The organism is Pseudomonas frederiksbergensis, assembly GCF_035751725.1.
Lineage (GTDB): Bacteria > Pseudomonadota > Gammaproteobacteria > Pseudomonadales > Pseudomonadaceae > Aquipseudomonas > Aquipseudomonas frederiksbergensis_A.
This window is the reverse complement of sequence record NZ_CP142104.1, coordinates 4,949,880-4,975,370: the sequence shown is the minus strand read 5'-3', so window position 1 is coordinate 4,975,370 and position 25,491 is coordinate 4,949,880. Positions and strand designations below refer to the sequence as shown.

The 25,491-nt window shown below is 59.3% G+C and carries 18 protein-coding genes, 2 rRNA genes and 1 pseudogene; 13 read left to right on the top strand and 8 right to left on the bottom strand.

The window, feature by feature from the left end:
• Positions 1-97 precede the first annotated feature (97 nt).
• The 6 genes from VQ575_RS22245 to VQ575_RS22220 all read left to right on the top strand — a co-directional run bounded on the left by VQ575_RS22245 (position 98) and on the right by VQ575_RS22220 (position 8,358).
• Positions 98-2,989 (top strand): 23S ribosomal RNA (locus tag VQ575_RS22245).
• 157 nt (positions 2,990-3,146) lie between these two features.
• Positions 3,147-3,262: ribosomal RNA gene (rrf, locus tag VQ575_RS22240) — 5S ribosomal RNA — on the top strand.
• Between the two features lie 147 nt (positions 3,263-3,409).
• On the top strand, positions 3,410-4,069 hold the full coding sequence (locus tag VQ575_RS22235) for a paraquat-inducible protein A (RefSeq protein WP_325918436.1): 660 nt from the start codon (positions 3,410-3,412) through the stop codon (positions 4,067-4,069).
• Complete coding sequence (locus VQ575_RS22230; RefSeq protein WP_039594540.1) at positions 4,056-4,679, top strand: paraquat-inducible protein A; 624 nt, start codon at positions 4,056-4,058, stop codon at positions 4,677-4,679. Before VQ575_RS22235 ends, VQ575_RS22230 begins: the two co-directional genes overlap by 14 nt.
• Complete coding sequence (locus VQ575_RS22225; RefSeq protein WP_325918435.1) at positions 4,672-6,975, top strand: PqiB family protein; 2,304 nt, start codon at positions 4,672-4,674, stop codon at positions 6,973-6,975. Before VQ575_RS22230 ends, VQ575_RS22225 begins: the two co-directional genes overlap by 8 nt.
• 157 nt (positions 6,976-7,132) lie before the next feature.
• A protein-coding gene (locus tag VQ575_RS22220) for an IS3 family transposase (RefSeq protein ID WP_325918433.1) occupies positions 7,133-8,358 on the top strand; the annotation gives its coding sequence in 2 pieces (ribosomal slippage) (positions 7,133-7,487 and positions 7,487-8,358; 1,227 coding nt in all).
• A 50-nt stretch (positions 8,359-8,408) separates the two neighbouring features.
• Here VQ575_RS22220 and mksF read toward each other — a convergent pair.
• The 3 genes from mksF to mksB are packed head-to-tail and all read right to left on the bottom strand — an operon-like array spanning position 8,409 to position 13,217.
• Positions 8,409-11,249, bottom strand: coding sequence for an Mks condensin complex protein MksF (mksF, locus tag VQ575_RS22215; protein ID WP_325918431.1), 2,841 nt, complete (start codon positions 11,247-11,249; stop codon positions 8,409-8,411).
• Positions 11,246-11,947: an Mks condensin complex protein MksE gene (gene mksE, locus VQ575_RS22210; protein WP_014340217.1), complete on the bottom strand. Its 702-nt coding sequence runs from the start codon at positions 11,945-11,947 to the stop codon at positions 11,246-11,248. Before mksE ends, mksF begins: the two co-directional genes overlap by 4 nt.
• Complete coding sequence (gene mksB, locus VQ575_RS22205; RefSeq protein ID WP_039594542.1) at positions 11,937-13,217, bottom strand: Mks condensin complex protein MksB; 1,281 nt, start codon at positions 13,215-13,217, stop codon at positions 11,937-11,939. Before mksB ends, mksE begins: the two co-directional genes overlap by 11 nt.
• Positions 13,218-13,398: 181 nt before the next feature.
• Here mksB and VQ575_RS22200 point away from each other — a divergent pair, with 181 nt between their 5' ends.
• Positions 13,399-14,184 (top strand): energy transducer TonB, encoded by a 786-nt coding sequence (locus VQ575_RS22200; protein ID WP_082112143.1) that lies wholly within the window; start codon positions 13,399-13,401, stop codon positions 14,182-14,184.
• Positions 14,177-14,629 carry a ribosomal protein S18-alanine N-acetyltransferase gene (gene rimI / locus VQ575_RS22195; protein ID WP_039594544.1) on the top strand — a complete coding sequence of 151 codons (453 nt, stop codon included), beginning with the start codon at positions 14,177-14,179 and terminating at the stop codon, positions 14,627-14,629. The genes VQ575_RS22200 and rimI overlap by 8 nt, the downstream gene beginning before the upstream one ends.
• A gap of 103 nt (positions 14,630-14,732) precedes the next feature.
• On the opposite strand, the gene VQ575_RS22190 is transcribed toward rimI, so the two are convergent.
• Positions 14,733-15,137 (bottom strand): hypothetical protein, encoded by a 405-nt coding sequence (locus tag VQ575_RS22190; RefSeq protein ID WP_039594545.1) that lies wholly within the window; start codon positions 15,135-15,137, stop codon positions 14,733-14,735.
• Positions 15,138-15,270: 133 nt separating this feature from the next.
• Here VQ575_RS22190 and can point away from each other — a divergent pair, with 133 nt between their 5' ends.
• Positions 15,271-15,915 carry a carbonate dehydratase gene (can, locus tag VQ575_RS22185; protein ID WP_039594546.1) on the top strand — a complete coding sequence of 215 codons (645 nt, stop codon included), beginning with the start codon at positions 15,271-15,273 and terminating at the stop codon, positions 15,913-15,915.
• 51 nt (positions 15,916-15,966) lie between these two features.
• On the opposite strand, the gene VQ575_RS22180 is transcribed toward can, so the two are convergent.
• Positions 15,967-17,127: a hypothetical protein gene (locus VQ575_RS22180; protein ID WP_045156961.1), complete on the bottom strand. Its 1,161-nt coding sequence runs from the start codon at positions 17,125-17,127 to the stop codon at positions 15,967-15,969.
• A 110-nt stretch (positions 17,128-17,237) separates the two neighbouring features.
• Complete coding sequence (locus VQ575_RS22175; RefSeq protein ID WP_039594548.1) at positions 17,238-18,656, bottom strand: short-chain fatty acid transporter; 1,419 nt, start codon at positions 18,654-18,656, stop codon at positions 17,238-17,240.
• A 219-nt stretch (positions 18,657-18,875) separates the two neighbouring features.
• Between VQ575_RS22175 and VQ575_RS27330 the strand changes: the two are divergent.
• Positions 18,876-19,652, top strand: a pseudogene (locus VQ575_RS27330) (PAS domain-containing protein); the annotation flags it as partial.
• Positions 19,653-19,739: 87 nt separating this feature from the next.
• Positions 19,740-20,192 (top strand): methyl-accepting chemotaxis protein, encoded by a 453-nt coding sequence (locus VQ575_RS27325; protein ID WP_411829987.1) that lies wholly within the window; start codon positions 19,740-19,742, stop codon positions 20,190-20,192.
• Between the two features lie 11 nt (positions 20,193-20,203).
• Here VQ575_RS27325 and ggt read toward each other — a convergent pair whose 3' ends face one another.
• Together ggt and VQ575_RS22160 are read right to left on the bottom strand one after the other, a co-directional pair.
• Positions 20,204-22,048: a gamma-glutamyltransferase gene (gene ggt, locus VQ575_RS22165; RefSeq protein WP_325918428.1), complete on the bottom strand. Its 1,845-nt coding sequence runs from the start codon at positions 22,046-22,048 to the stop codon at positions 20,204-20,206.
• 172 nt (positions 22,049-22,220) lie between these two features.
• A complete protein-coding gene (locus tag VQ575_RS22160) occupies positions 22,221-23,021 on the bottom strand; it encodes a helix-turn-helix transcriptional regulator (RefSeq protein ID WP_039594551.1) in 801 nt (266 codons plus the stop codon).
• Between the two features lie 125 nt (positions 23,022-23,146).
• On the opposite strand from VQ575_RS22160, the gene VQ575_RS22155 reads away from it, so the two are divergent.
• Together VQ575_RS22155 and VQ575_RS22150 are read left to right on the top strand one after the other, a co-directional pair.
• Positions 23,147-23,968, top strand: a complete 822-nt coding sequence (locus VQ575_RS22155) for a carbon-nitrogen hydrolase family protein (protein WP_039594552.1) — start codon at positions 23,147-23,149, stop codon at positions 23,966-23,968.
• A gap of 143 nt (positions 23,969-24,111) precedes the next feature.
• Positions 24,112-25,437, top strand: a complete 1,326-nt coding sequence (locus VQ575_RS22150; RefSeq protein WP_045156958.1) for an APC family permease — start codon at positions 24,112-24,114, stop codon at positions 25,435-25,437.
• Positions 25,438-25,491 lie beyond the last annotated feature (54 nt).

Genomic DNA, 25,491 nt, shown 5'->3' with positions numbered 1-25,491 from the left:
TCAGGCTAAGGTGAAATTTGTGAAGGGCTCTTGGAGCTCAATCGAATTTTCGGCGAATGTCGTCTTCACAGTATAACCAGATTGCTTGGGGTTATATGGTCAAGTGAAGAAGCGCATACGGTGGATGCCTTGGCAGTCAGAGGCGATGAAAGACGTGGTAGCCTGCGAAAAGCTTCGGGGAGTCGGCAAACAGACTTTGATCCGGAGATGTCTGAATGGGGGAACCCAGCCATCATAAGATGGTTATCTTGTACTGAATACATAGGTGCAAGAGGCGAACCAGGGGAACTGAAACATCTAAGTACCCTGAGGAAAAGAAATCAACCGAGATTCCCTTAGTAGTGGCGAGCGAACGGGGACTAGCCCTTAAGCTTCTTTGATTTTAGCGGAACGCTCTGGAAAGTGCGGCCATAGTGGGTGATAGCCCTGTACGCGAAAGGATCTTAGAAGTGAAATCGAGTAGGACGGAGCACGAGAAACTTTGTCTGAATATGGGGGGACCATCCTCCAAGGCTAAATACTACTGACTGACCGATAGTGAACTAGTACCGTGAGGGAAAGGCGAAAAGAACCCCGGAGAGGGGAGTGAAATAGATCCTGAAACCGTATGCGTACAAGCAGTGGGAGCCCACTTTGTTGGGTGACTGCGTACCTTTTGTATAATGGGTCAGCGACTTATTTTCAGTGGCGAGCTTAACCGAATAGGGGAGGCGTAGCGAAAGCGAGTCTTAATAGGGCGTCTAGTCGCTGGGAATAGACCCGAAACCGGGCGATCTATCCATGGGCAGGTTGAAGGTTAGGTAACACTGACTGGAGGACCGAACCGACTACCGTTGAAAAGTTAGCGGATGACCTGTGGATCGGAGTGAAAGGCTAATCAAGCTCGGAGATAGCTGGTTCTCCTCGAAAGCTATTTAGGTAGCGCCTCATGTATCACTGTAGGGGGTAGAGCACTGTTTCGGCTAGGGGGTCATCCCGACTTACCAAACCGATGCAAACTCCGAATACCTACAAGTGCCGAGCATGGGAGACACACGGCGGGTGCTAACGTCCGTCGTGAAAAGGGAAACAACCCAGACCGTCAGCTAAGGTCCCAAAGTTATGGTTAAGTGGGAAACGATGTGGGAAGGCTTAGACAGCTAGGAGGTTGGCTTAGAAGCAGCCACCCTTTAAAGAAAGCGTAATAGCTCACTAGTCGAGTCGGCCTGCGCGGAAGATGTAACGGGGCTCAAACCATACACCGAAGCTACGGGTATCACGTAAGTGATGCGGTAGAGGAGCGTTCTGTAAGCCTGTGAAGGTGAGTTGAGAAGCTTGCTGGAGGTATCAGAAGTGCGAATGCTGACATGAGTAACGACAATGGGTGTGAAAAACACCCACGCCGAAAGACCAAGGTTTCCTGCGCAACGTTAATCGACGCAGGGTTAGTCGGTCCCTAAGGCGAGGCTGAAAAGCGTAGTCGATGGAAAACAGGTTAATATTCCTGTACTTCTGGTTATTGCGATGGAGGGACGGAGAAGGCTAGGCCAGCTTGGCGTTGGTTGTCCAAGTTTAAGGTGGTAGGCTGGAATCTTAGGTAAATCCGGGATTCCAAGGCCGAGAGCTGATGACGAGTTACCCTTTGGGTGACGAAGTGGTTGATGCCATGCTTCCAAGAAAAGCTTCTAAGCTTCAGGTAACCAGGAACCGTACCCCAAACCGACACAGGTGGTTGGGTAGAGAATACCAAGGCGCTTGAGAGAACTCGGGTGAAGGAACTAGGCAAAATGGCACCGTAACTTCGGGAGAAGGTGCGCCGGTGAGGGTGAAGCACTTGCTGCGTAAGCCCACGCCGGTCGAAGATACCAGGCCGCTGCGACTGTTTATTAAAAACACAGCACTCTGCAAACACGAAAGTGGACGTATAGGGTGTGACGCCTGCCCGGTGCCGGAAGGTTAATTGATGGGGTTAGCTAACGCGAAGCTCTTGATCGAAGCCCCGGTAAACGGCGGCCGTAACTATAACGGTCCTAAGGTAGCGAAATTCCTTGTCGGGTAAGTTCCGACCTGCACGAATGGCGTAACGATGGCGGCGCTGTCTCCACCCGAGACTCAGTGAAATTGAAATCGCTGTGAAGATGCAGTGTATCCGCGGCTAGACGGAAAGACCCCGTGAACCTTTACTATAGCTTTGCACTGGACTTTGAATTTGCTTGTGTAGGATAGGTGGGAGGCTTTGAAGCGTGGACGCCAGTCTGCGTGGAGCCATCCTTGAAATACCACCCTGGCAACTTTGAGGTTCTAACTCAGGTCCGTTATCCGGATCGAGGACAGTGTATGGTGGGTAGTTTGACTGGGGCGGTCTCCCTCCTAAAGAGTAACGGAGGAGTACGAAGGTGCGCTCAGACCGGTCGGAAATCGGTCGTAGAGTATAAAGGCAAAAGCGCGCTTGACTGCGAGACAGACACGTCGAGCAGGTACGAAAGTAGGTCTTAGTGATCCGGTGGTTCTGTATGGAAGGGCCATCGCTCAACGGATAAAAGGTACTCCGGGGATAACAGGCTGATACCGCCCAAGAGTTCATATCGACGGCGGTGTTTGGCACCTCGATGTCGGCTCATCACATCCTGGGGCTGAAGCCGGTCCCAAGGGTATGGCTGTTCGCCATTTAAAGTGGTACGCGAGCTGGGTTTAGAACGTCGTGAGACAGTTCGGTCCCTATCTGCCGTGGACGTTTGAGATTTGAGAGGGGCTGCTCCTAGTACGAGAGGACCGGAGTGGACGAACCTCTGGTGTTCCGGTTGTCACGCCAGTGGCATTGCCGGGTAGCTATGTTCGGAAAAGATAACCGCTGAAAGCATCTAAGCGGGAAACTGCCTCAAGATGAGATCTCACTGGAGCCTTGAGCTCCCTGAAGGGCCGTCGAAGACTACGACGTTGATAGGCAGGGTGTGTAAGCGCTGTGAGGCGTTGAGCTAACCTGTACTAATTGCCCGTGAGGCTTGACCATATAACACCCAAGCAATTTGCTGACTCGAAAGAGCACCAGATTGCGGTGTGTGAAGACGAAACGAACCGAAAGTTCGAAACTCACAAAACACCGAAAGCTGTCACATACCCAATTTGCTGAAGCGAGGTCATTAGGCCGCGACTCAGTACCCGAATTTCTTGACGACCATAGAGCATTGGAACCACCTGATCCCATCCCGAACTCAGAAGTGAAACGATGCATCGCCGATGGTAGTGTGGGGTTTCCCCATGTGAGAGTAGGTCATCGTCAAGATTAAATTCCGAAACCCCTATCTGCTGATGCAGGTAGGGGTTTTGTTTTGCCTGCCATAAAATCTGCGATAGCTCATGTTAAATTTGCGCAGTTATTTTTGAGCCGCAGCACTAGAATAGCCCCACCTTAGTTGAGCCAGAGCTGTTTATGCCCGATCCGTCAGACGTTGATAGGTTGTCAGATCTACCTTTGAGCGATCTGGTAGCGTGTCATGAGTGTGACCTGCTGATGCGCAAGCCTCAGTTGGCACATGGTGAAAAGGCCGAATGCCCGCGCTGTGGATATGAGCTCTACGCCCACCGGCACAACGTAATTGATCGCAGTCTTGCCTTGGTGATTGCCGCTCTGCTGTTGTTCATTCCCGCGAACTTCTTACCCATCATGCAGCTTAATCTGCTTGGGCAATCCTCCCAAGACACCGTTTGGAGTGGCGTGGTCGGTTTGTTCGATACGGGGATGCAAGGTGTGTCGGTGGTGGTTTTCCTGTGCAGCATGGGCGTTCCGCTGCTCAAGTTGCTTTGCCAGTTGGTTGTACTGCTGACCATTCGCTGGAACATCGCAAGAAGTTACGGCTTGTTGTTGTATCGCATTTATCACCATCTAAGGGATTGGGGAATGCTCGAGGTTTATCTCATGGGCGTGCTGGTTGCCATCGTCAAGCTTGCAGACATGGCGGCGATTACCGTGGGGCTGGGCCTGGTGTGCTTTGTCAGCCTGTTGCTGATTCAGGTCTGGCTGGAAGTGGTGATGTCACCGCACCAGATCTGGCAGGCGCTATCGGAAGAAGATGCCCATGAGAGCAATTGATGCGGGCATTCTGGTCTGTACCGAATGCCATGAGTTGAATCGACACGACGCCGACGCCGAGACGCAAACCTGCACTCGCTGCGGCGCTCGAATTCACCCTCGTCGTCCGAACAGTTTGACGAGGACCTGGGCATTGTTGATTACGGCGGCAATTATCTATATCCCTGCCAACGTCCTGCCGATCATGACCATCAACTCGTTAGGCCAGGGCGCGCCAAGCACCATCATGGCGGGTGTGATCGAGTTGGTTCAGCACGGCATGATTCCCATTGCAGCGGTGGTATTCATCGCCAGTATCGTAGTGCCCACCTTCAAGTTGGTCGGTATTGCGTTGTTGTTATTGTCCGTGCAACGTCACCAACCCATGTCGGCGCGTCAGCGCATCCTCATGTATCGCTTTATCGAATTCATCGGCCGCTGGTCGATGCTGGATATTTTTGTAATTGCCATTTTGGTGGCTGTGGTGAATTTCGGTCGGCTTGCCAGTGTCGAAGCCGGTCTTGGCGCCATCGCATTTGCCAGCGTAGTGATTTTGACAATGATTGCCGCAGTAACCTTCGATCCCCGACTGATTTGGGATAACACGGAGTCGGATGACGACCATGACTGATTTGCCTACTGCTAAAACACGACCGGCTTCGAACTGGTCGGCCATCTGGGTCCTGCCGTTGATTGCCTTGATCATTGGCGGCTGGCTTGGCTGGCGGGCTTATAACGAGACCGGTATCCAAATCAATGTGCGTTTTGAAAGCGGCGAAGGCATTCAGGTCAACAAGACTGAGGTCGTCTACAAAGGGATGACAGTCGGCAAGGTGACAGACCTCACGCTCGATGATGAGGGCAACTCGAAGGGTGTTATCGCGACCATCGAGATGAATAAGGAAGTCGACCAATATCTCAAGACTGGAACACGTTTCTGGCTGGTCAAACCAAGCGTGAGCCTGGCAGGCATTACCGGCCTGGAGACGCTGGTTTCCGGCAATTACGTTGCCATCAGCCCCGGAGAGGGCGAGTCGACTCGCAAATTCAAGGCCTTGGCCGAAGAGCCCCCGCTTTCTGATGCCAAGCCTGGCCTGCACTTGACGATCAAAGCCGATCGACTGGGATCCCTGGACCGTGGCAGCCCGGTCTTTTACAAGCAGATCCAGGTCGGGCAAGTGAAAAGTTACTCACTGTCCGAGGATCAACGCACGGTAGAGGTCAAGGTTTTCATTGAGCCGACCTATGCCAGCCTGGTCCGCAAGCACACGCGTTTCTGGAATGCCAGCGGCATCAGCATCGACGCCAACCTGTCGGGCGTCAAAGTGCGCAGCGAGTCGCTGGCCAGTATCGTGGCGGGAGGCATCGCGTTTGCCACTCCGGAGAACCGCAAGGACAGTCCCCCGACGGACCCTAGCCTGCCATTTCGCCTGTATGAAGATTTCGAGGCTGCCGCCGCCGGGATTCGCGTCAAGGTCAAGCTCAGCGATTTCGAAGGCTTGCAGGCTGGCCGTACGCCTGTGATGTACAAGGGTATCCAGGTCGGCAGCCTGAAGACGTTGAAAGTCGATCCGGACCTGTCCAGCGCCAGCGCCGAGTTGACGCTCGATCCGTTGGCCGAAGATTATCTGGTCGCCGGTGCTCAGTTCTGGGTCGTCAAGCCATCGATTTCCCTGGCGGGCATCACGGGCCTGGAAGCGTTGGTCAAGGGCAACTACATTGCCGTGCGCCCGGGCGACAAAGGCGGAGCGCCGCAGCGCGAGTTCGAAGCGAGGGCGAAGGCGCCGCCGTTGGACCTGCGTTCACCGGGGCTGCATCTGGTCTTGTTGACCGAGAATCTCGGTTCGCTGGAGGTCGGTAGCCCGATCCTCTACAAGCAGGTCAAGGTCGGATCGGTGCAGAGCTATCAGTTCTCGCGCAAGAAGAAGCAGTTGATCATCGGTGTGCACATCGAGAAGGAATACGAAGGGCTGGTCAACGGCTCCACGCGATTCTGGAACGCCAGCGGCGTCACCCTCACGGGCGGTTTGACCGGCGGGATCCAGGTCAAGAGCGAATCCCTGCAAAGCTTGATGGCCGGCGGGATCGCTTTCGAAACACCGGAGCCGAACGTGCCGCTGAAACGACGCATCCCGCGCTTCCGTCTGCACGAGGACCGTGAAGCCGCGCAGCAACGAGGCACCGTCGTGACGATCAAGGTCGATCGTGCCGACGGTTTGCGCAGCGGCACGCCGATCAGGTTCAAGGGCTTGGATGTGGGCAAGATCGAGGACGTCGACCTGAGCACCGACATGCAGTCCGTGCTGGTCACCGCACGGATCACCGAAGTGCCGGAGCGTATCGCCCGCACCGGGACTCAGTTCTGGGTGGTCAAGCCAGAGTTGGGTTTGATGAAGACCTCCAACCTGGAAACGCTGGTGACCGGCCAGTACATCGAAGTGCAACCCTCGCCGAAAAACCTGGGCCCACAGAAACACTTCGTGGCCTTGGCCGAACCACTCGAGAATGCCGTGCCCGAAGCGGGCTTGAGCCTCGTATTGAGTGCGGCCCGGCGTGGTTCGTTGAAGATTGGCGTCCCGGTGACCTACCGCGAAGTGACCGTCGGCAAGGTCACGGGATACGAGCTGGGCCAGACGGCGGACCGGGTGCTGATACACATACTGATCGAGCCCAAATACGCACCATTGGTGCGCAGCGGCACACGCTTCTGGAACAGCAGCGGCTTCGGCCTGGACTTCGGCCTGTTCAAAGGCGCGACGGTGCGGACCGAATCGCTGGAGACGCTGATCCAGGGCGGTATCGCTTTTGCAACGCCGGACGGCGAGCGGATGGGTAACCCGGCACGACCGGAGCAAACCTTCCCACTGTTCGACAAGTTTGAAGATGAATGGCTGACCTGGGCGCCGAAGATCAGTCTCGGCAAGTAGCTATTGATATGGCCCCCTGTGGCGGGGAAGCAAGCTCCTTCGCCACAGGTATGCGATGACAAAAAAGGCCGCGATCCAATGGATCGCGGCCTTTTTCACATCCATGTCTCGTCCTGAATAAGGTTTACACCTTCTGACCTATCCTCAGGAGGAACCAATGGATTCAGGAAAGAAGCGCAGTCAGCGTGATTACACGCTGAGCTTTAAATTGGCGGTCGTCGATCAGGTTGAAAAGGGCGAACTGAGTTATAAAGAGGCTCAACGGCGTTATGGGATCCAGGGCCGGTCGACTGTGTTGGTGTGGTTACGCAAGCATGGACGGCAGGACTGGAGCCAAGGCGCCTCCATTCGTGCCCAGAGGAACCGACCGATGGCCGAGGGCCAAAAATTGCCGCTGACACCAGAGCAGCGAATCAAGGAGCTGGAAGAAAAGCTGGCCCTTGCCAACCAGAAAGCCCAATTTTTTGAAGCTGTCGTTGACGTACTAAAGAACGATTACGGTGTTTCTGTCGTAAAAAAGCGATCCGGCAAGTCCTCACCCAAGGGCAAATCGAAGGCCTGAGTGTTACCAGGGCTTGCCAGTTTCTGGGCATCTCACGGCAGGCGTATTACAAGCGCAATCGAGCTTACGACGCGCAAGCCAGCCACGCGCAAAAGGTGTTGGGGTTTGTGCTGGAGACACGTCTTGAAATGCCCCGGTTGGGCACCCGCAAGCTGCATGGCCTTATGCAATCCGAACCTGAACTGACGCAAACGGTAGGCCGAGATCGGTTGTTCGATATTTTGCGGGATCATCGACAACTGGTCCCACGCAAACGCGCTTATCACAAGACGACCGACAGCCATCATCGCTTCCGTCGACATCCGAATCGGCTCAAGCCCGGCCCTGACCAGGTCACTGCCACCGGCCCGGAACAGGTCTGGGTGGCGGATATAACCTACTTACCGACCGAGCAAAGCGTCGCTTACGTAAGTCTGGTCACTGATGCGTTCTCGCGCAAAATAGTCGGCCATCACGTGCATGAAAGCCTGCATACCGAGTCAGTCATCCGGGCGATGACGAAAGCTCTTCGCCACCGAAGAACCAATCAACCGTTGGTACATCACTCAGATCGGGGCTCGCAATACTGCTCTGATCTCTACCAAAAGCTGCACGCCAAACATGGCGTCAGGTGTTCGATGACTGATGGCTACGACTGCTACCAAAATGCTCTAGCGGAACGAGTGAATGGGATTCTGAAAACAGAATTTCTTTTACACCGTCCCAAAGACCTTGCCCAAGCCAAGCGCATGGTTGAGGAATCGATAGAAATCTATAACCGTAAGCGACCTCATCTGTCCCTGAAATACAAAACGCCCGATGCGGTGCATCAGGCGTTTTGAGACTGAAACAGGTGTAAACCTATTTCAGGACTAGACACCAGCTAATTACCTTAAACCGCATCCAACTCCGGCTCATCGGCCTGGACGTTCATCGTGGCCTTCACCGCATCGTGGCGACGGATGTATTTCCAGTCCGCCTCATCGATGTAGATGCCGTTCGGGCCGCTGCCGCCTTCCAGGTCGATGGCGACACTGGCGCACACTTGCGGCTTCACACTGGCCAGGATTGGCACGAAGCCCAGTTGCAGGCTGGTTTCCAGCAGTGCGGCCTGGTTCTTCTCGTCGATGTCCGCCGCTTCGTCGAGGTAGTAAGGCAAGCGCACGCTACCGGCCTGTTCGCGGTCCATCAAGTGCAGCAACAAATACATGTTGGTCAGCGCCTTGATGGTCATGGTGGTGCCGTTGGACGCCGCGCCGTCGATGTCGGTGTGGATCACCGGTTGGCCGTTGACCTTGGTGATCTCGAACGCCAGTTCGAACAGGTCCTTGAGGCCGAGCTGGTTGTGATTCGCCGCTACCAGCCGCGCCAGGTATTCCTTGGCTTCTTCGTTCTTGTTGTCCTGCTCGGCGCTCTGGCTGAGGTCGAACACCGACAGCGTCTCGCCTTCCTCGTACTGGCCGGCGCTGTGGATGATCTGGTCGATGTGCTTGAGCGCTTCCTTGTTCGGCGCCAGGACGATACGGAAGCTCTGCAGGTTGGACACCTGGCGCTTGTTGATCTCGCGGTTGAACAGCGCCAGTTGATGCTCAAGGCTGTCGTAGTCGCTGCGGATGTTGCGCAAGGTCCGGGCGATGTCGGTCACTGCCGCACGGCGCGCCTTGCCCAGGGTCAGGGCTTCGTCGGTACGGTGGGCGTAAGCGTTGATCAGCAGTTGCAGGCGTCGCTCCATGTCGTCTTCGCTGTCGAACTTGGCCACGCCCTTGAGGCGCACCTGCGCGTACAACGCTTCGATCTGGCCGTCGACTCGCAGCAGGCCTTGCCAGCTGTCCTGGTAGTCGTTGAGCAGTGGCAACAGGTTGTCCATGGAGTCGTCGACCGGGTCCATGAACGGCGTGCCGAACGGCAGGTCCGCGGGCAGCAATTGACGACGGCGCAGGGCGTCGTCGAGGGTGCGCTGCTTGGCTTCCATGTCGGCGATCTGCCGGCCCACCAGTTGCAACTTGGCGGACAATTGCTGGACGCGCTCGGTGAAGGCATCGCTGGAGCGCTTGAGTTCGTCCTGGGCGGCTTCCATCTGCGCCAGTTGCTCGAGTTTCTCGCCCTCTTCGGCGCTCAAGGTCTGGGTGCGACGGTAATCTTCCAGGGCTTTCTGCGCGTCGAGGACCTGCTGGTACAGCGCCTCGGTCTGGGTCTTGCTCGCGGCACGGTCGGCGGCCACGGCTTGCTGGGTCTTGAGCTGCTTGAGCTCTTTTTCCAGACGCTCTTTCTGGTCGCGCAATGCGGCGCGGTCAGCCAGGGCTTGCAGGGCCGGCGGCTCGATGTGGGACAAGTCGATGGACAGGCCCGGCACTTCGAAGCGCTCGCCCTTGAAGCCGTCGAGGATCAGCTCCATGGATTTGACCCACTCGCCGTTTTCATCCAGCGCGATGCCGTGCTCACCCAGTGGCAGGCTGAACAGGGCGCTGTTGAACAGGCGCATCAGGCGCTCGACGTCCTGTTGCGAGAATTCCTCGCGCAGACGGGCGTAGCTGTTGTTGTCGGCGTGATCGAGTTGTTGCTTGACCGACTTCAGGCGCTTTTCCAGGTCCCGCAGGCGTTCTTCGAGGTCTTCGGCGCTGAATTGCCGGGACTGGGCCAACGCGCCGGCCAATTCGTCATGGGCGTCCTTGGCGGCGAGCAGTTGCTGTTCCAAGACCTTGACGTCATCCACCAGGGCAAAGCGATGCTTGAGCACCGAAAGCTCGCCGAGCCAACGCTGGATGCCACTGATTTCCCGCTCCAGGCGCATCAGCTCCTGGGTGCCGCCGCGCTGGTCGTTCTGCAGCGAATCCTGCTCGTTGCGGTAGTGTTCGGCCTGGATGGTCAGCTCTTCCTTGCGCGCGCTGGCATAGTCCGACCAAGTGCCCAGCAGCGAGTCGAGCAGCGGTGACAGGCGATGCAGTTTGCCGCGCAGGATATCGCGCTGCTTCACGCCATTGGCCAGGGCTTCCACCAGCGGACCGGCCGCTACCAGGGAGTTGTAGTCCTGCTCCATGCGTCGTACGTCGCGGAAGGCTTCTTCGCACGCGGCGATGTAGTCCACGCTGCCGGAGCGCAGGCTGTGCTCGAACGCGTCAAGGAACAATTGCTTGAGCTTGGCCGCGGTGATTTCACGCATGTGCAGCAGGTTGATGAACAACGCGCGGAAGGTCTTGAGGCTTTGCTCGCTGGTGGAACGCAGCGGGATCAGCGTCAAGTCCAGCGGGATCGAGGTGTGCCCCCCCACCAGCAGGCGGCGCAGTTCATCGGGCTTGAGTTCGTAGGCTTTCAGGCCTTCGCGTTCCAGATTGGTGAACAGCTCTTTCTGGCGCAGGCAGGTGTCGTCTTTCTGATAATGGGCCAGGTCCAGTTTGCCGGCGTAGGCAAAGAACTGGTGACCGAAACCGCCGCCAGGGCCACGACCGACCACGCCAATCACGTGTGGGCCATGGGGCAGGGCGACTTCCACCAGGATGTAGCTGGTGTCCGAGGCAAAGTAGAAGCGCCGGGATTGTTCCAGGCTGTACTTGCCGAAGCTCATGTCCGACATGCGCGCCAGGATCGGGAACTGCAAGGCGTTGATCGAGGCGGATTTACCCAGGTTGTTCGCGCCGTACACCGACAGCGGTTCTTCCAGCGGGAACAAGCCAAGGCTGTACCCGGCGGTGTTCAAAAGGGCAAAGCGGCGGATGCCGTAGCGTTCCTTGCTCATGCGTCGGTCTCCTGTTCTTCGGCAATGGCGCGGGCCAGTGCGTCTTCTTCGCTTTCACCCTCGAATTCGCTGAGGTCCAGCGGATCATCGGTCTGCAGCAATTTTTCGTCGCTGTCTTCGTCGATCAGCACCGGCGCCGGCAACGGCAGCACGCTGTGCAGGCTGGCGGCCAGGTCGCGGTCCTGCTGGACGGACAGGCAGACATCGAGGAAGCGATGCATCGGCGGCAGGAAGCGGTACACGCCGTTCTCTTCGCTGGCAAAACCCAGTTGGGTCATGCGGCGCATGATTTTTTCTTCCAGTTCTTCCTGGGTCTGCACTTCGGCCTGGATGAACAGGTCGCGGTATTTCTCCAGCAATGAAGGCAGTTCATCGCGGCCAAGGCTGCCGCCGTCGAGCACAGCGATCGGGTCGCGGCCCTGGTCGGCCAGGTGCTCGACCAGGATGAAGGTGAACAGCGCCAGGCGCTGGGCGGTCTTGTTCACCGCGGCCGCGGCCAGGTCCGGCACGAAGTAGTAGAAGCCACGGGTGTCGCACACCAGCTCGAAGCCCAAGGCTTTGAACAGCGTGCGGTACTGGTCCTGGAAGTTCGACAGTTGCGCGTACAGCTCCGGGTCGCGGCGGCTGACGTGATAACCCTTGAACAGCTCGCGGAAGATCGGCGCCAGCTGGGACAGTTCGGATAGATCAAGATGCATGGGGGATGCTCGCAGAATCCTCGGCGGCGGTGTCGCCGGCCGAGAGCAGGGCGAAGGAGCGCAGGCTGACCTGATGCTCGTGAGTGTGGTATTCGCGGCGTTCCAGACGCTCGCGCTTGAAGCGTTTTTCCCGCGACAGGCGCGAGAACCAGTACAGCAATTCGTCGGTGGCGCCGTCCGGCTCTTGCTCCAGCAGCCAGGTCATCAAGTCCGGCATCGGCAGGGCGTCTTCGCAACGCTCGACCATCTCGCGTACGGTGCGCGGCGCACGCGGCGCATCGCCGCCCTTGTGGGTCTTGTGGGACTTGGGGAAGCGCGCCGGTTTCGGCTCGAAACGCGCCAGGGCATAGACATAGGCCTCGACCTGGCTGGCGCTGCCCAGGAAGGTGCTTTGTGGACGGGTGAACAGCGGCATGGCGGCTTGCGGCACGGCATCGATGCCTTTGCGGCGAATGGCAGCCAGGGCCAGCGCCGCGCCACGGGTCACGGCGTTGTGCCGGCGGGCCTCTTCGCGCAGCGGCAAGAGCAATTCCCGGGCATGGCGCAGGGTCAACTGGGCGCTGGTCTGCATCTCCAGGATGCGCGCGTGGGTGCGCAGCAGCATGTCGTCGTCCACCAAGTGGCCGAGGCGTTGCTGTTCGGTGAGCATGCGCAGCAGTACGTTCTCGACCTTGCGCACACCCTGCTCGAAGGCGCCGTCGGCGTTGACCAATTGGATCATCGGCTCGACGTATTCGTCCCAGGTCGCCAGTACTTCGGCGTAGCGCTGGCGCAGCGGGATCTGCCGGTCGCTGGTCTTGGCCCGTTCGGCCACGGCCACCAGGGCCTGTTCGTCGTTGGCGAGTTTCTTGAGGACGTCGCGCACGCGCATGTCCAGCAGGCGCAACTGGCGGGCCAGATCGTTGCCGTCGCGCACATCGAAGGCGTCCTGGATATAACCGGCCAGGCGCTCGAGATGGCGCAGGTAGGCTTCGATTTCCAGGCACAGGCCCAGGCGGTGCTCGCGGCGCAGGTAGGCGAGGAAGTCATGGATCTGGGCATTGAGCTCGAAACGGTTCGGGCTTTTCGCCACCGGCACGAGGATGTCCAGGCGGATCCACACGTCCAGCAGGTGGGTGATGTCCTGGGGCGTACTGTCCAGTTGTTGGGCGGCCAGCTGTGAACGCAATTCGTTGAGGCTCAGGGTGCCCTGGTCGAAGTGCTCGCACAAAGGTTCCAGCAATGCCCAGTGTTCAGCGAGGGCGCGCAAGACGCGCTTGGGTTCGATCATCGCAATGGCCGTCGGGTTGGCAATTAAAAGCGGCGATTGTACTGCATCGGGCCGGTTGCGATTCACCCCTTGGACGGACTGTCGTCGTCTATTGAGCAACTAATGAAGCGACAGGGAAGCGATCCGCGCCGAAGGGCGGTAGAATCGCTCCCACTTTCAGTTATCCACAAGTGGCCGACCCTTGCTTATCGAGTCCCGTCGCCGCGCCTATCTGACCGCCATGCAGGTGGTCAACTGGCTGCCGCGTACCGAATTGCCGTTCGCCGCCCCGTCGCGGCCCGAGCTGCTGGATGTGCCCCAGCCGGAGGAAGTTGCGCCGGCAGTGGTGGCGCCTGTGGCCAAGACCGTTGCCGAACCGGTTGCGCCTGCCGCCGAGCGGCCGAAAATCGAAGTCCCGCGTCCGAGCCTGGCCTCGACCCGTACCAATGCCAAACCGGTAGAAGAGGCCGACGAAGCGCCGGCCCCGGTCAAGGCCGCCCACGTGCCGCCGCCGCGCTTCGCCCTGCAATTGCTGCGCGCCGGGCGCTGCCTGTTGCTGGTGGAGTTACCCACAGGTGACCCGTTCCAAAGCCGCGATCCCGCTTACCTGCTGCTCAAGGACATGCTGCGCGCCGCCGGCCTGCCGGACAGCCCGCAGATCGTCGGCGAACCGGTACGTTGGCCGTTGTTGTCACGGGGTACGATGGACCAGGGGCCTGAGGCGGCGCGTGATTTTGTCCAGGGATTCGTTTCGGCGCGGCTCGAGGACGAGCCCTGCGTGTGCCTGTGGCTGATTGGCCTGCCGGCGGTAAGGTTTGCCGGGGAGGCGGATGCCGAGGCGTTCAACCGCGAGCTGCAGGTCGAAGGCCTGGGCTCGGCCTGGGCGCTGCCCGGGCTGGAACTCTTAATGGAAACGCCACAGCGCAAGGCTGAAGTCTGGCAAGCCATGCGCCGGCTGATGGCGCGCTGGAAAGAATCGAATGAGTGATGCTGTATCGTTCCGCCCGATGACCGAGGCGGACCTAGACGCTGTGCTGAAGATTGAATACGCGGCCTATAGTCATCCTTGGACCCGTGGAATATTTCTCGACGGTTTGGGCAAATACCAGATCTGGCTGATGTTCGAAGGCGAGCAACAGGTGGGGCATGGCGTGGTGCAGATCATCCTGGATGAGGCGCACCTGCTCAACATCACTGTCAAACCGGAAAACCAGGGGCGGGGCCTTGGCTTGCGGCTGTTGGAACACTTGATGTCGATCGCCTACAAGGCCGAGGCGCGCGAGTGCTTCCTGGAAGTACGCGACAGCAACCGCACGGCGTTCCGGCTGTATGAGCGCTATGGCTTCAACGAGGTTGGGCGGCGGCGCGATTATTACCCGGCAGTGGGCGGGCGCGAGGATGCGGTGGTCATGGCGTGTACCTTGGTGGATTGAGTCGACTGGACTGCCGCCATCACGAGCAAGCTCGCGCCCACTGGATCAGTGGCCAATCAAGGCCTGTGAACACGAAATCCAGTGGGAGCGGTGGCGGTACTGGTCAACGCTTGCCATCGAGCGGATCGATATCAGCCATTTCCGCTTCGTCCAGCCCATCGCCTCCACCTATATCGTTCTCACCCACGACGCTCAGGTCCCAATCGGCCTGTTCATCCTCGCCGGCCTCTTGGGCGTCCCGGGCGCCGTCTTCGCGGATCAGGGTTTCGGGGCTCATGTCATCGTCGGTCGGCTGGCGGTCGTCCATCGAGGCTCCCGTCATGCCCGCCTCACGCACACGCTCATCCGGCATCAACTGCTCGCGTTCGTCCTCCGGCAATTCATCGCCGATCCTGGCGTCGTATTCATCGTCATCGAATTCCAGCTCACGCATCGAGCCCATGCGGTCTTCGTTGTCGTCGATGGGCTCCGGTTGCACCGCATCGTAGGGACGTCGTGAATCATTCATGGCAATTCCTCATACTGTGGGCCTTACTAGGAGTCGACCGACAGCGGGGCCAGGAATTCCAATGCATCGCCGACGTGACCTCGACCGGCGGTCGTCTGTCACAGTTGCGCACTCTCTATCGAGGCTGGACAGCATGAATGAATTACAAGATCTGATTGATAACAACGCGCGCTGGGCCGATGCGATCAAGCAGGAGGATCCTGACTTCTTCGCCAAGCTGGCTCGTCAGCAGACCCCTGAATACCTGTGGATCGGCTGCTCCGATGCGCGGGTGCCGGCCAACGAAATCGTCGGCATGCTGCCGGGTGATCTGTTTGTGCACCGCAACGTTGCCAACGTGGTGCTGCACACCGACCTGAACTGCCTCTCGGTCATCCAGTACGCGGTCGATGTGCTCAAGGTCAAGCACATCCTGGTGACGGGTCACTATGGCTGCGGCGGTGTGCGTGCTTCGATGCAGGACCGCCAGTTGGGCCTGATCGATGGTTGGCTGCGCTCGATTCGCGACTTGTATTACGAACACCGCGACGCCCTGGCCAAGCTGCCGACCGAGGAAGAGCGCGTGGACCGCTTGTGCGAACTCAACGTGATCCAGCAGGTGGCGAACGTCGGCCACACCAGCATTGTGCAGAACGCCTGGCACCGAGGGCAGAAGTTATCGATCCATGGCTGCATCTACGGCATCAAGGATGGCCGCTGGAAAAGCCTGGACACCACGATCAGCGGTTTCGAGCAGCTGCCGCCGCAGTATCGGCTACGCCCGGTCGACGCGCCCTGAGGGCAACGTTCCCGTGTAAGCGGTGGCTTACGCGGGAACGCTTGGCGGTCTCTATACGGCTTCGGCAGGCAATGGCATCGGCACTTTCAGCTGTTGCAGTTCCGACTTGACCGGTGCAGTCGCACATTTCTTCTGCGCATCCGCCTCGCTCAGTTTACGAACCGAGGTGTAGAACAACTCGCAAGTCTTCTCTTTTTGCGTCACCTGCCAGGTTTGCGTGCATTGGTTCAGCAATGTGCTCGGGTCGGTGCCTGGCTTGCTGCCCATTCCGGCTTGCCAGCAGGCGGCGCTCAGGTCCTGGCCCATGACTTTCAAACCAGCGGCGTCGGCCTTGGCCTGGTCACCGTCGTAGCTGTCCGGGTCGGCGGCATACCAGATGTAGCTGGGGTGATTGGAGCCGAGGACCGGGACCTTGGTCCCGCTGCCGGTTGTAATGGTCGCCAGGCCGAGCACATTCACGGTCGGGCCGTACTGGGTCTTGATCCAGTCCCGGACGGGCGCGCCGAAGGCCACCATTGGCAACGCGGCGCCGCTTGAGGACCGGGTAACCTGGGAAACCATGGTGGTCTGGTAATCGTTGAAGTAACTGTAGAGCCCCGCCAGTGTGCTGCCCGCGTTGGACGGTGCCGCGATGGGCGCGATGTCGATGATGGTCTGGTAAGCGGGCGTGTTTGGCGCGGCAATGCCATTGACGGTCAGCAGCGTGGCCCAGCGATCAGTGGTGGCCGACTCGAGGTAATCCTGGGCCTGGGTCAGGGAATAATCCGGCGGGAAGTGCAACAGCTCGACACTCTTGCGGTTGTCCAAGGCCATGCCCAACGGTAGGAACAGGTACCAGTTGTAGGCCCATTTCTTGTCGTTGTTGAGTTTGGTGGCGCCGTTGTACGCAAGGTCTCCGGCATCGAGCAGGGCCTTCAGCGGCTGGCCATAGCTCTTCGGCACGCCGCTGATGTTGGCGTAGACGGTGCCGTTGTCGCTTTTAACGCTGACCTTGGCCGCGTCGTAGCCGTCGCGCTGCACGCTTTGGGTCAGGTAATGCTCGACGGTCTGTTCCAGTGTCCAGTCGCGAAAACAAATGACGTTGCAGTTGTTGGGATAAGCGAAGAGACGGGTGACGCGTTCGGTGCTGCCGAGGTTTACATCGATGTCTGCGGCTTGGGCGGTGGCGCTCAAGGCCAGGGCGGCGAGAGGAAGTACGGCGAGTTTGAACATGCTCAGATCCTTTTCAGCGTGGGCCCCTCGAAACAGGGTGTATCCATACTGAAACAGACGGAGCCGAAGAAGAAGTGGGCCGATGGAAAAATCGGCCCTTTTTTATGGCTTTATGGCATCACCGGCGGCAAATACGTCAAGGTCGTCCCGAGCGCCCATAGCAGCACCAGCACCAATGGCGTGTGCACCAGCAACTGCACGAAGGAAAACCCGATCAAGTCCCTGGCCTTCAGCCCCAGCACGCCGAGCAATGGCAGCATATAGAACGGATTGATCAGGTTCGGCAGCGCTTCGGCGGCGTTATAGATCTGCACGGCCCAGCCCAGGTGATAGTTCAAGTCGTTGGCCACCTGCATCACATAGGGCGCTTCGATGATCCATTTACCGCCGCCGGAAGGAATAAAAAATCCCAGCACGGCCGAGTAGACGCCCATCAACAAGGCGTAGGTGTCATGGTTGGCGATCTGTACGAAAAAGGTCGAGATATGGTGAGCCAATGTCTGTGCGTCGCTGCCCTTGACCGTGGTCAGCAGCGCGGCGATCGAGCCATACAGCGGGAATTGGATCAACACGCCGGTGGTGGTCGGCACCGCGCGGGCCACGGCGTCGAGAAAACTGCGTGGCCGCCAATGGAGCAAGGCGCCGAGCATGATGAACAGGAAGTTATAGGTGTTGAGCCCGGAAATGGCACTGATCGCCGGCTTGGTCGAGAACTCATGGAACAGCCAGCCGGCGGCCAGCAGGACCAGGGCGATGGTCAGCAATGGGCTGTGTTCCAGCCATTCCCCGGGGCGGGTTCGCGGTTGCAGCGCCGGCATGCTGAAACTGGGGTCGATCCCGCAGGCTTCGGCATCACGTGCGCTGTTGGAGCCGGGGGCGGTGGCATACGCGATGATCACCGAAATCACGATCAGCGCCAGCAGCATCACCCCGGACTGCCAAAGGAAAATCGTCTGGGTAAATGGAATGACGCCGGTAATCGACAGGATCGACGGCGGCAGGCTTGCCGGGTTGGCTTGCAATTGCGCGGCCGAGGAAGACAACCCCAGCGCCCACACCGCGCCAAGGCCCAGATAAGCGGCGGCACCGGCGGCGCGATAATCCATCTTCAAGTCGGTGCGGCGGGCGAGGGCGCGCACCAGCAAACCGCCGAACACCAGCGACAGGCCCCAATTCAGCAGTGACGCGATCATGGAAATCAGTGCCACCCACGCCACGGCGGAACGGCCGTTCTTGGGAATGCGCGCCAGGCGGTCGATCAGCTTGACGGCCGGTGGCGAGCTGGCGACCACGTAACCGCCAATCACCACGAACGCCATCTGCATGGTGAAGGGGATCAAGCTCCAGAACCCGTCGCCGAAGGCCATGGCGGCCGCGGCGGGTTTGGCGCCAATGAGCTGCGTCGCCAAGGCGACCACCAGCACCGCCAATGCGGCAAAGACCCAGGAGTCGGGAAACCAGCGCTCGGCAAAATTGGAACAGCGCAGCGCAAAGCGGGCGGAACGGCTGTCTTCAATGTCAGTGGTCACGGCAATTACCTCGGTTTTTTATGGTTATCGGTACCTGGGACGACGAAGCATCGGCGGTCGGACGCCAACAATGGAACATTTCAATGACCGTGGGAGACGGACCGGCGTTCGAGCACGACCTGACTATTTTTCAGACCGACCAGTGGCACTCTTTAGAAAAAAAATGCCGGGCCGATGGCAAGGGAATAGCAGTATTTCTCCTGCCTGCCGGAGCTTGCCATGTTCAACAATCGCCTGAAGCAGGAGCTGCTCGCTCTTCGCCAAGAACTCTCTAGTCTTATGCAAGTAAAACAGAGCCTGGATCGAGAAATGATGGGCCTGACCCTCGATGCCGAAGGGCGGATACAGTCAGTCAACCAGAACTTTCTCGACGACATGCAGTACAAGAGCCAAGACTTGATTGGCCGGTCTGTCGAGGATTTGGTTCCGGCCTACCTGAAGTCCAATGAATTCCAGATTCGCTTCAAGACCGCGTTGACCCGTGGCGAGCACTTCTCCGGCGCCGTGCGCCTGGTGCGGGGCGACGGCAAGGAGGCCTGGTTGCGCTCGATTCTCCAGCCGGTACGCAATGCGGACGGGCGAATTCGTTTTTTCTCGATGTACTCCAACGACCTGACCCGCACCATCGAGAATTCCCGCGAGCACGAGAACCTGATTGGCGCCTTGGTGCGTTCGACCGCGGTGATCGAGTTCGACTTGGGCGGGCACGTGTTGACGGCCAATGATCGTTTCCTCAACGCGATGGGTTACAGCCTTGCGCAGATCAAGGGCAAGCACCACCGCACGTTTTGCGAGCCCGAGGAATACAACAGCGCGACCTACCAGCACTTCTGGAAGCGCTTGAACAGCGGCGAGTTCGTGGCCGGACGTTTCAAGCGTCTCGACAGCAGCGGCCGCGAGGTCTGGCTGGAAGCCTCCTATAACCCGGTGGTCGACGCCAACGACCGTCTATACAAAATCGTCAAGTTCGCTACCAACATCACTGATCAGGTCAACCAGGAAAAAGCCGTCGCCGAGGCTGCCAGTATTGCCTACAGCACATCGCAGCAAACCGACCATTGTGCCCAGCGCGGCACTACCGTCGTGACTCAGGCCGTGGCTGTGATGCGCGACCTGGCGCGGCACATGCAGACTGCCGGCCAGGGGATCGAGGCATTGAACGAACAATCCGTGGTGATCGGTACCATCGTCAAGACCATCAGCGGCATCGCCGAACAGACCAACCTGCTGGCGCTCAACGCCGCCATTGAAGCCGCTCGTGCCGGCGAACAGGGCCGCGGGTTTGCGGTGGTAGCCGATGAAGTACGGCAATTGGCGTCGCGTACCAGCCAGGCAACCGATGAGATCGTCGGGGTTGTCCGCCAGAACCAGGACATGGCACGCAATGCCGTGGCGCTGATGACCGACGGTCAGCACCAGGCCGAACAAGGCCTGGCCCTGGCGGCCGAGGCGGGCAGCGTGATCGTCGAGATTCAGGACGGGGCGAAGAAGGTCGTGGATGCGGTGAGCCAGTTTGCCAACCAGTTGTCGACCTGATCGATGAGCGCTCAGTCCCCCAGCGCTTCTCCTTCTCGCCGCGGATCCGCCCCGCCCGCCAACGAGGCTTTTCCTTGGCCATCGCGCACCCGGACAATCGCCTGGGTGCCGCTGGTCATGTCGATCTCGCTCACAGCGTGACCTTTGTCTTTCAGCGCCTGGATCAGCGTCGCGCTGAATTGCCCCTGTTCCAGCTCCGTGGGGCCGTTGCGGCTGCCGAAGTTGGGCAGATTGATGGCCTTCTGCGGATCCAGATTCCAATCCAGCAGGCCGATCACTGACTTGGCAACGTATTCAATGATCTGCGATCCACCCGGTGAACCGACCGCAGCCAGCAGTTCGCCATTCTGACGGTCGAAGATCAATGTCGGCGCCATGGACGAGCGCGGGCGTTTGCCGGGTTCGACGCGGTTGGCGACTTTCTGCCCATTCTCTTCGGGGATGAACGAAAAATCGGTCATCTGGTTGTTGAGCATGAATCCCTGGACCATCAGGTGCGAGCCGAACGCCGACTCGACGGTGGTCGTCATCGACACGGCACCGCCCTGGTCATCCACGGCCACCACTTGCGATGTGGAAATGCGCAGGGGCGAGCGGTCTGGTGCGAAGGCCATTTGTATGCCCGGCGGTATTCCTGGCTTGGCAACGCCCATGCTGCGCTGGCCGATCAGGCTTGCGCGGTTCGCCAGATAACCGCGGTCGACCAGGCCTTTGACCGGTACGGGAACAAAATCCGAGTCGGCGACGTATAAAGCGCGGTCGGCGTACGCCAGGCGTTCAGCTTCCGCGATCAGGTGCACCGCTTCGGGCGCAGGCTCGATGCCTGCAGGTTTGTCGGACCTGTGCGGTTTCAACGCCGCGAGGGACATGCGACCGTCACGCTGTTCCAGGCTTTGAAGTGTCCCGAGGATCTGCGCCACGGCAATGCCACCCGAAGACGGCGGTGCCATTCCGCAGACCTGCCACCGCTTGTAGTCGGTACACAACGGGGCACGTTCCCGGGCGGCATAGCCCTTCAGATCCTTTAGGGAAAGGCTGCCGGGATTGGCGTGCCCCTGGACCTTGGCGACCATCTCCTCGGCGATCGGCCCTTCGTACAACGCGTCCGGCCCTTCGTTGGCAATGCGTTGGAGGACACGCGCCAGCGCGGGGTTTTTCAGCAGCGTGCCGGCCGCCTTGGGGCTGCCGTCGGCGTTCAGGAAATACGCGGCCATGTCGGGCGAGCCCGGCAAGGACGCATCGGACGCAATCGTCGAGTGCAACCGGGGGGAAATCCTGAAACCCTGGTCTGCCAGCGCAATCGCCGGCTCGAACAGCGCGGCCCATTTAAGGCGACCATGCTTGCGATGGGCCAGCTCCAGCGCTCTTAACACGCCCGGCGTTCCCACCGAGCGCCCGCCGATCTGCGCGGCGGTAAACGGCATGGGTTTGCCATCGGCCTGGAGAAACAGCTTTTCGCTGGCGCCGGCCGGTGCCGTTTCGCGCCCGTCATAGGTGCGCACCGCCTTGCCGTCCCACAGCACAATGAAAGCACCGCCGCCGATGCCGGAAGACTGCGGCTCCACCAAGGTCAGCACCGCCTGCATAGCGATCGCCGCGTCGATGGCCGAACCGCCGCGCCGCAACATTTCCCGGCCGGCTTCGGCGGCAAGCGGGTTCGCCGCGGCGGCCATGTGTTTATCCGCGTGGCGTGTCTGCAGGTCGGTGCGGTAGCCGGAAGCCATTTCCGGGGCAGTGGGCAATAGGGGAGCGGTCGTGGAGGAGGGCGGAGCCTTGCAAGCGACCAGTGCCAAGGCGACAGCCAGCAGCGAAACGGCTGACAGGCGATGAAGATTCGGTTTGAGATCTGAAAGCACGTGTCGCTCCGTCCATGGCCCGGGGATATTCAGGTCGACTGTAGCGATGCGAGACGCGGGGCGCAAATCAGCGGGAGGCGGTCTTAGCGGCGGTGATTCACTTGGGGCATAAAAAACGGCTTATCTTTCGATAGACCGTTTTGAGTGCGGGTTGGCTACACATGCAGGCCAATCAGGCATTCTGCGCCTGGAGAAAAATCGAAAACAGCTCGGACTGGGACTTGATTCCCAGTTTGCTGTACATGTGTTTCTTATGAACTTTCACGGTTTCGACGGAAATTTCCAGCTTGCGGGCGATTTCCTTGCTGGAGCAACCGCTGAGCATCAAGCGCCCGACGTCCAGTTCCCGCGCGGTCAGTTGCGCGCCTTTGAGCTGTTGGACTGACGCTTCCAACTGCACGCGCCAGTCGGCTTGCGGCGGTGCTGGGGCAAGGGCCACCACTTCGTTGATTTCGTAAGGCAGGCGCTGGCGCAGCAGGCCGAGGACCCAGGGCTGGATGAGCGACAGCAAGGCAATCTCCTCGCCACTGAACCGCTGCTTGCTGCCCAGCGACAGGCACAGCGTGCGGTCGCCTTCGAGCTGGCAATTGAACTGGACTTCATCGGACACCACATTCAGACGGAAGTAGCGCTGGTAATACTCAGTCAACTCGAAATGTTCCGGTGCGACTTCCGACAGGCGATACAGCCCGGTGCGCGACTGTTCGCGGCAGGCGATGTAGAACGGATCGAGCAGATACAGCCCCCGCAGATAGTCCTGGAAAAGCTGGTCCGGACTGCCATCCGCGGCCGGGCATTCGGCGAACACCTGCGGGCGCTGGTCGGCACTGAAAAGCAGTGCCACCCAACTGTCGAAAGGTACGTATTGATCGAGCAAACGGACCAGCTGCGTCCAGAAATTGGGCTTGTCCAGGGCATCGATCAGTTGCCCGACCGAGCGGTGCCACGCGATGTCATCCAGCGAAAGTGTCATGCCTCTACCCCCATCGGGTTACCCCAGCGGCGTGATTTCCCGGCCGCGGGCTTGCTGCGCATACTGGCGCACAGACACCGACCGGGCAATCTTTCTACCCGCCTGGTCAAGAACAAGGAATACCCATGAAAGTTGAACTCGCCCAATTGGCGGGCCGTGATAACGATACGGCTTACAACCTGGAACGCGCCCTCGAGGCGATTGCCGCCTGTGCTGCCGACACGCAGATGATCGTATTTCCCGAAACGCACCTGATGGGCTTTCCGTCGCGTGAGGCATTGGCCGAAACCGCCGAACCGCTGGACGGCCCGACCGTCAGTTCGGTGCTCGCTGCGGCCCGGGAACAGGACATTGCCGTGGTAATCGGCGTGGCCGAGAACGATGGCGGCCGTTTCTACAACACCACGTTGCTGATCACACCAGAGGGCATTGCCCTGAAATATCGCAAGACGCACCTCTGGGCGTCGGATCGCGGCGTATTCGAGGCCGGTGATCGTTACGCCACGTGTGAGTGGAACGGTGTACGGGTCGGCCTGCTGATCTGCTACGACATTGAATTTCCGGAAACCGCCCGGGCCCTGGCGCAACTGGGGGCCGAGCTGCTGATCGTCACCAACGGCAACATGGATCCGTATGGCCCGACTCACCGCACCGCGATCATGGCCCGTGCCCAGGAAAACCAGGCCTTCGCGCTGATGGTCAATCGGGTGGAAGAGGGCGATGGCGGGTTGGTGTTCGCAGGCGGCAGTGCATTGGTGGACCCGCTAGGCACGTTGTTGTTCGAGGCCGGACGTGAGCAAGGGCAGTTCTCGGTCGTGTTGGACCTGGATCAACTGACGACGGCGCGACGTGATTATCGGTATCTGGACGATCAGCGACTGAAAATTCCGGGAGACATCATTGAGCATGCCTGCGGATTGCGGGAGCTGCTGATTCCTTCGCATTGATCCTGATCCTGTGTCGCCAGGGCTAACGCCTTCGCGGGCAAGCGACACATTCCTGTTGGCCAAAAACCAGAACAACAACGTAACACCCGAAATTGCGCCGAACTCGGCTCTGCCATAAATCTAATAATTCGGAGTAGTCGCTCATGGCTCGTTTGCAACGCACCCTGTCACTGGGGTCGGTGGTGCTGTTCGGCATCGCTTACATGACACCGATCATTGTCCTCGGCACTTTTGGCATCCTCGCTCAATCCACCTCCGGCATGGTCCCCGCCGCTTACCTGGCGGCACTGGTGGCCATGTTTTTCACCGCGATGAGCTACGGCCGAATGGCCGCGGCATTCCCCGTCGCCGGTTCGGCCTACAGCTACGTGCGCAAGGCGATCAGCCCGAAACTGGGTTTCATCGCCGGTTGGGCGGTATTGCTCGATTATCTCTTCTTGCCCATGGCGATCTGGCTGATCGGCGCGGCCTACCTACACTCCGCGTTCCCGGCCGTGCCGCAATGGCTCTGGGTGCTGGTGTTCATCGGCATCACGAGCGGGATCAACATCGTCGGTCTTAAATTGGCCAACGGCATCAACGCGCTGTTGATGCTGGTGCAGTTCCTGGTCCTGATCGCCTTCGTCGCGCTGTGCGTACATTACGTCGGCGGGGATGCGAGCAAACCCTTGTGGTCGATCAAGCCGTTCTTCGACGGTGACATGCAGATGCCGTTGATCATGAGCGGCGCAGCCATCGCCTGTTATTCATTCCTGGGGTTCGACGCGGTCAGCACCTTGACCGAAGAAACCCGCGACCCGCGCCGGACCATCCCACGGGCGATCATGTTGATTACGCTGATTGGCGGATTGATCTTCGTCAGCGTGTCGTACTTCGTACAGATCGCGCATCCGTCGTCGCAGTTCGACAGTGTCGACTCGGCGGCTTATGAAATTGCTCGTAATATCGGTGGCGACCTGTTCGTCTCGATCTTCCTGATCGGCCTGATCGTCGGCCAGTTCGCGTCGGGGCTGTCGGCCCAGGCCAGCGGCTCGCGGCTGTTGTTCGCCATGGGGCGTGATGGCGTGCTGCCAAAATCGATCTTCGGCACCTTGCACGAACGCTTTGGTACGCCGGTCAACAGCATCCTTTTGTGCGCCGTGGTCGCTTTGCTGGCGCTGAAACTGGACGTCACCACTTCAACCTCATTCATCAACTTCGGCGCGTTCCTGGCGTTCAGCCTGGTGAACTTGTCAGTGATCTTTCACTACTGGATCGGCGCGCAGAAGAAGGGGCTGCGTGAGGTCGTGTTGTTCCTGCTGTTCCCATTCATCGGGCTGGCGGCGGGCCTATGGCTGATGGTCAGCCTCGATCACCTGGCGATTTATCTGGGGCTGAGTTGGCTGGCGATTGGCGTGGTGTACCTGGCGGTGCTGACGGGAGGTTTTCGTCGCCAGCCACCGGAGATGGATTTCCAGGAAGCCGCATAAATCACCAGGCCCCGTGGGAACAGTTGAATCTTGCGGGGCATTCAGGGAGATATA

Coding starts and splice junctions, on each gene's coding strand:
- mksE (WP_014340217.1), bottom strand. CDS start 11,947: ATGCATCTTGATCTATCCGAACTGTCCCAGCTGGCGCCGATCTTCCGC.
- mksF (WP_325918431.1), bottom strand. CDS start 11,249: ATGAGCAAGGAACGCTACGGCATCCGCCGCTTTGCCCTTTTGAACACC.
- VQ575_RS22190 (WP_039594545.1), bottom strand. CDS start 15,137: ATGAATGATTCACGACGTCCCTACGATGCGGTGCAACCGGAGCCCATC.
- VQ575_RS22150 (WP_045156958.1), top strand. CDS start 24,112: ATGGCTCGTTTGCAACGCACCCTGTCACTGGGGTCGGTGGTGCTGTTC.
- VQ575_RS22235 (WP_325918436.1), top strand. CDS start 3,410: ATGCCCGATCCGTCAGACGTTGATAGGTTGTCAGATCTACCTTTGAGC.
- mksB (WP_039594542.1), bottom strand. CDS start 13,217: ATGATCGAACCCAAGCGCGTCTTGCGCGCCCTCGCTGAACACTGGGCA.
- rimI (WP_039594544.1), top strand. CDS start 14,177: ATGAGTGATGCTGTATCGTTCCGCCCGATGACCGAGGCGGACCTAGAC.
- VQ575_RS22160 (WP_039594551.1), bottom strand. CDS start 23,021: ATGACACTTTCGCTGGATGACATCGCGTGGCACCGCTCGGTCGGGCAA.
- VQ575_RS22230 (WP_039594540.1), top strand. CDS start 4,056: ATGAGAGCAATTGATGCGGGCATTCTGGTCTGTACCGAATGCCATGAG.
- VQ575_RS22225 (WP_325918435.1), top strand. CDS start 4,672: ATGACTGATTTGCCTACTGCTAAAACACGACCGGCTTCGAACTGGTCG.
- can (WP_039594546.1), top strand. CDS start 15,271: ATGAATGAATTACAAGATCTGATTGATAACAACGCGCGCTGGGCCGAT.
- VQ575_RS22180 (WP_045156961.1), bottom strand. CDS start 17,127: ATGTTCAAACTCGCCGTACTTCCTCTCGCCGCCCTGGCCTTGAGCGCC.
- VQ575_RS22155 (WP_039594552.1), top strand. CDS start 23,147: ATGAAAGTTGAACTCGCCCAATTGGCGGGCCGTGATAACGATACGGCT.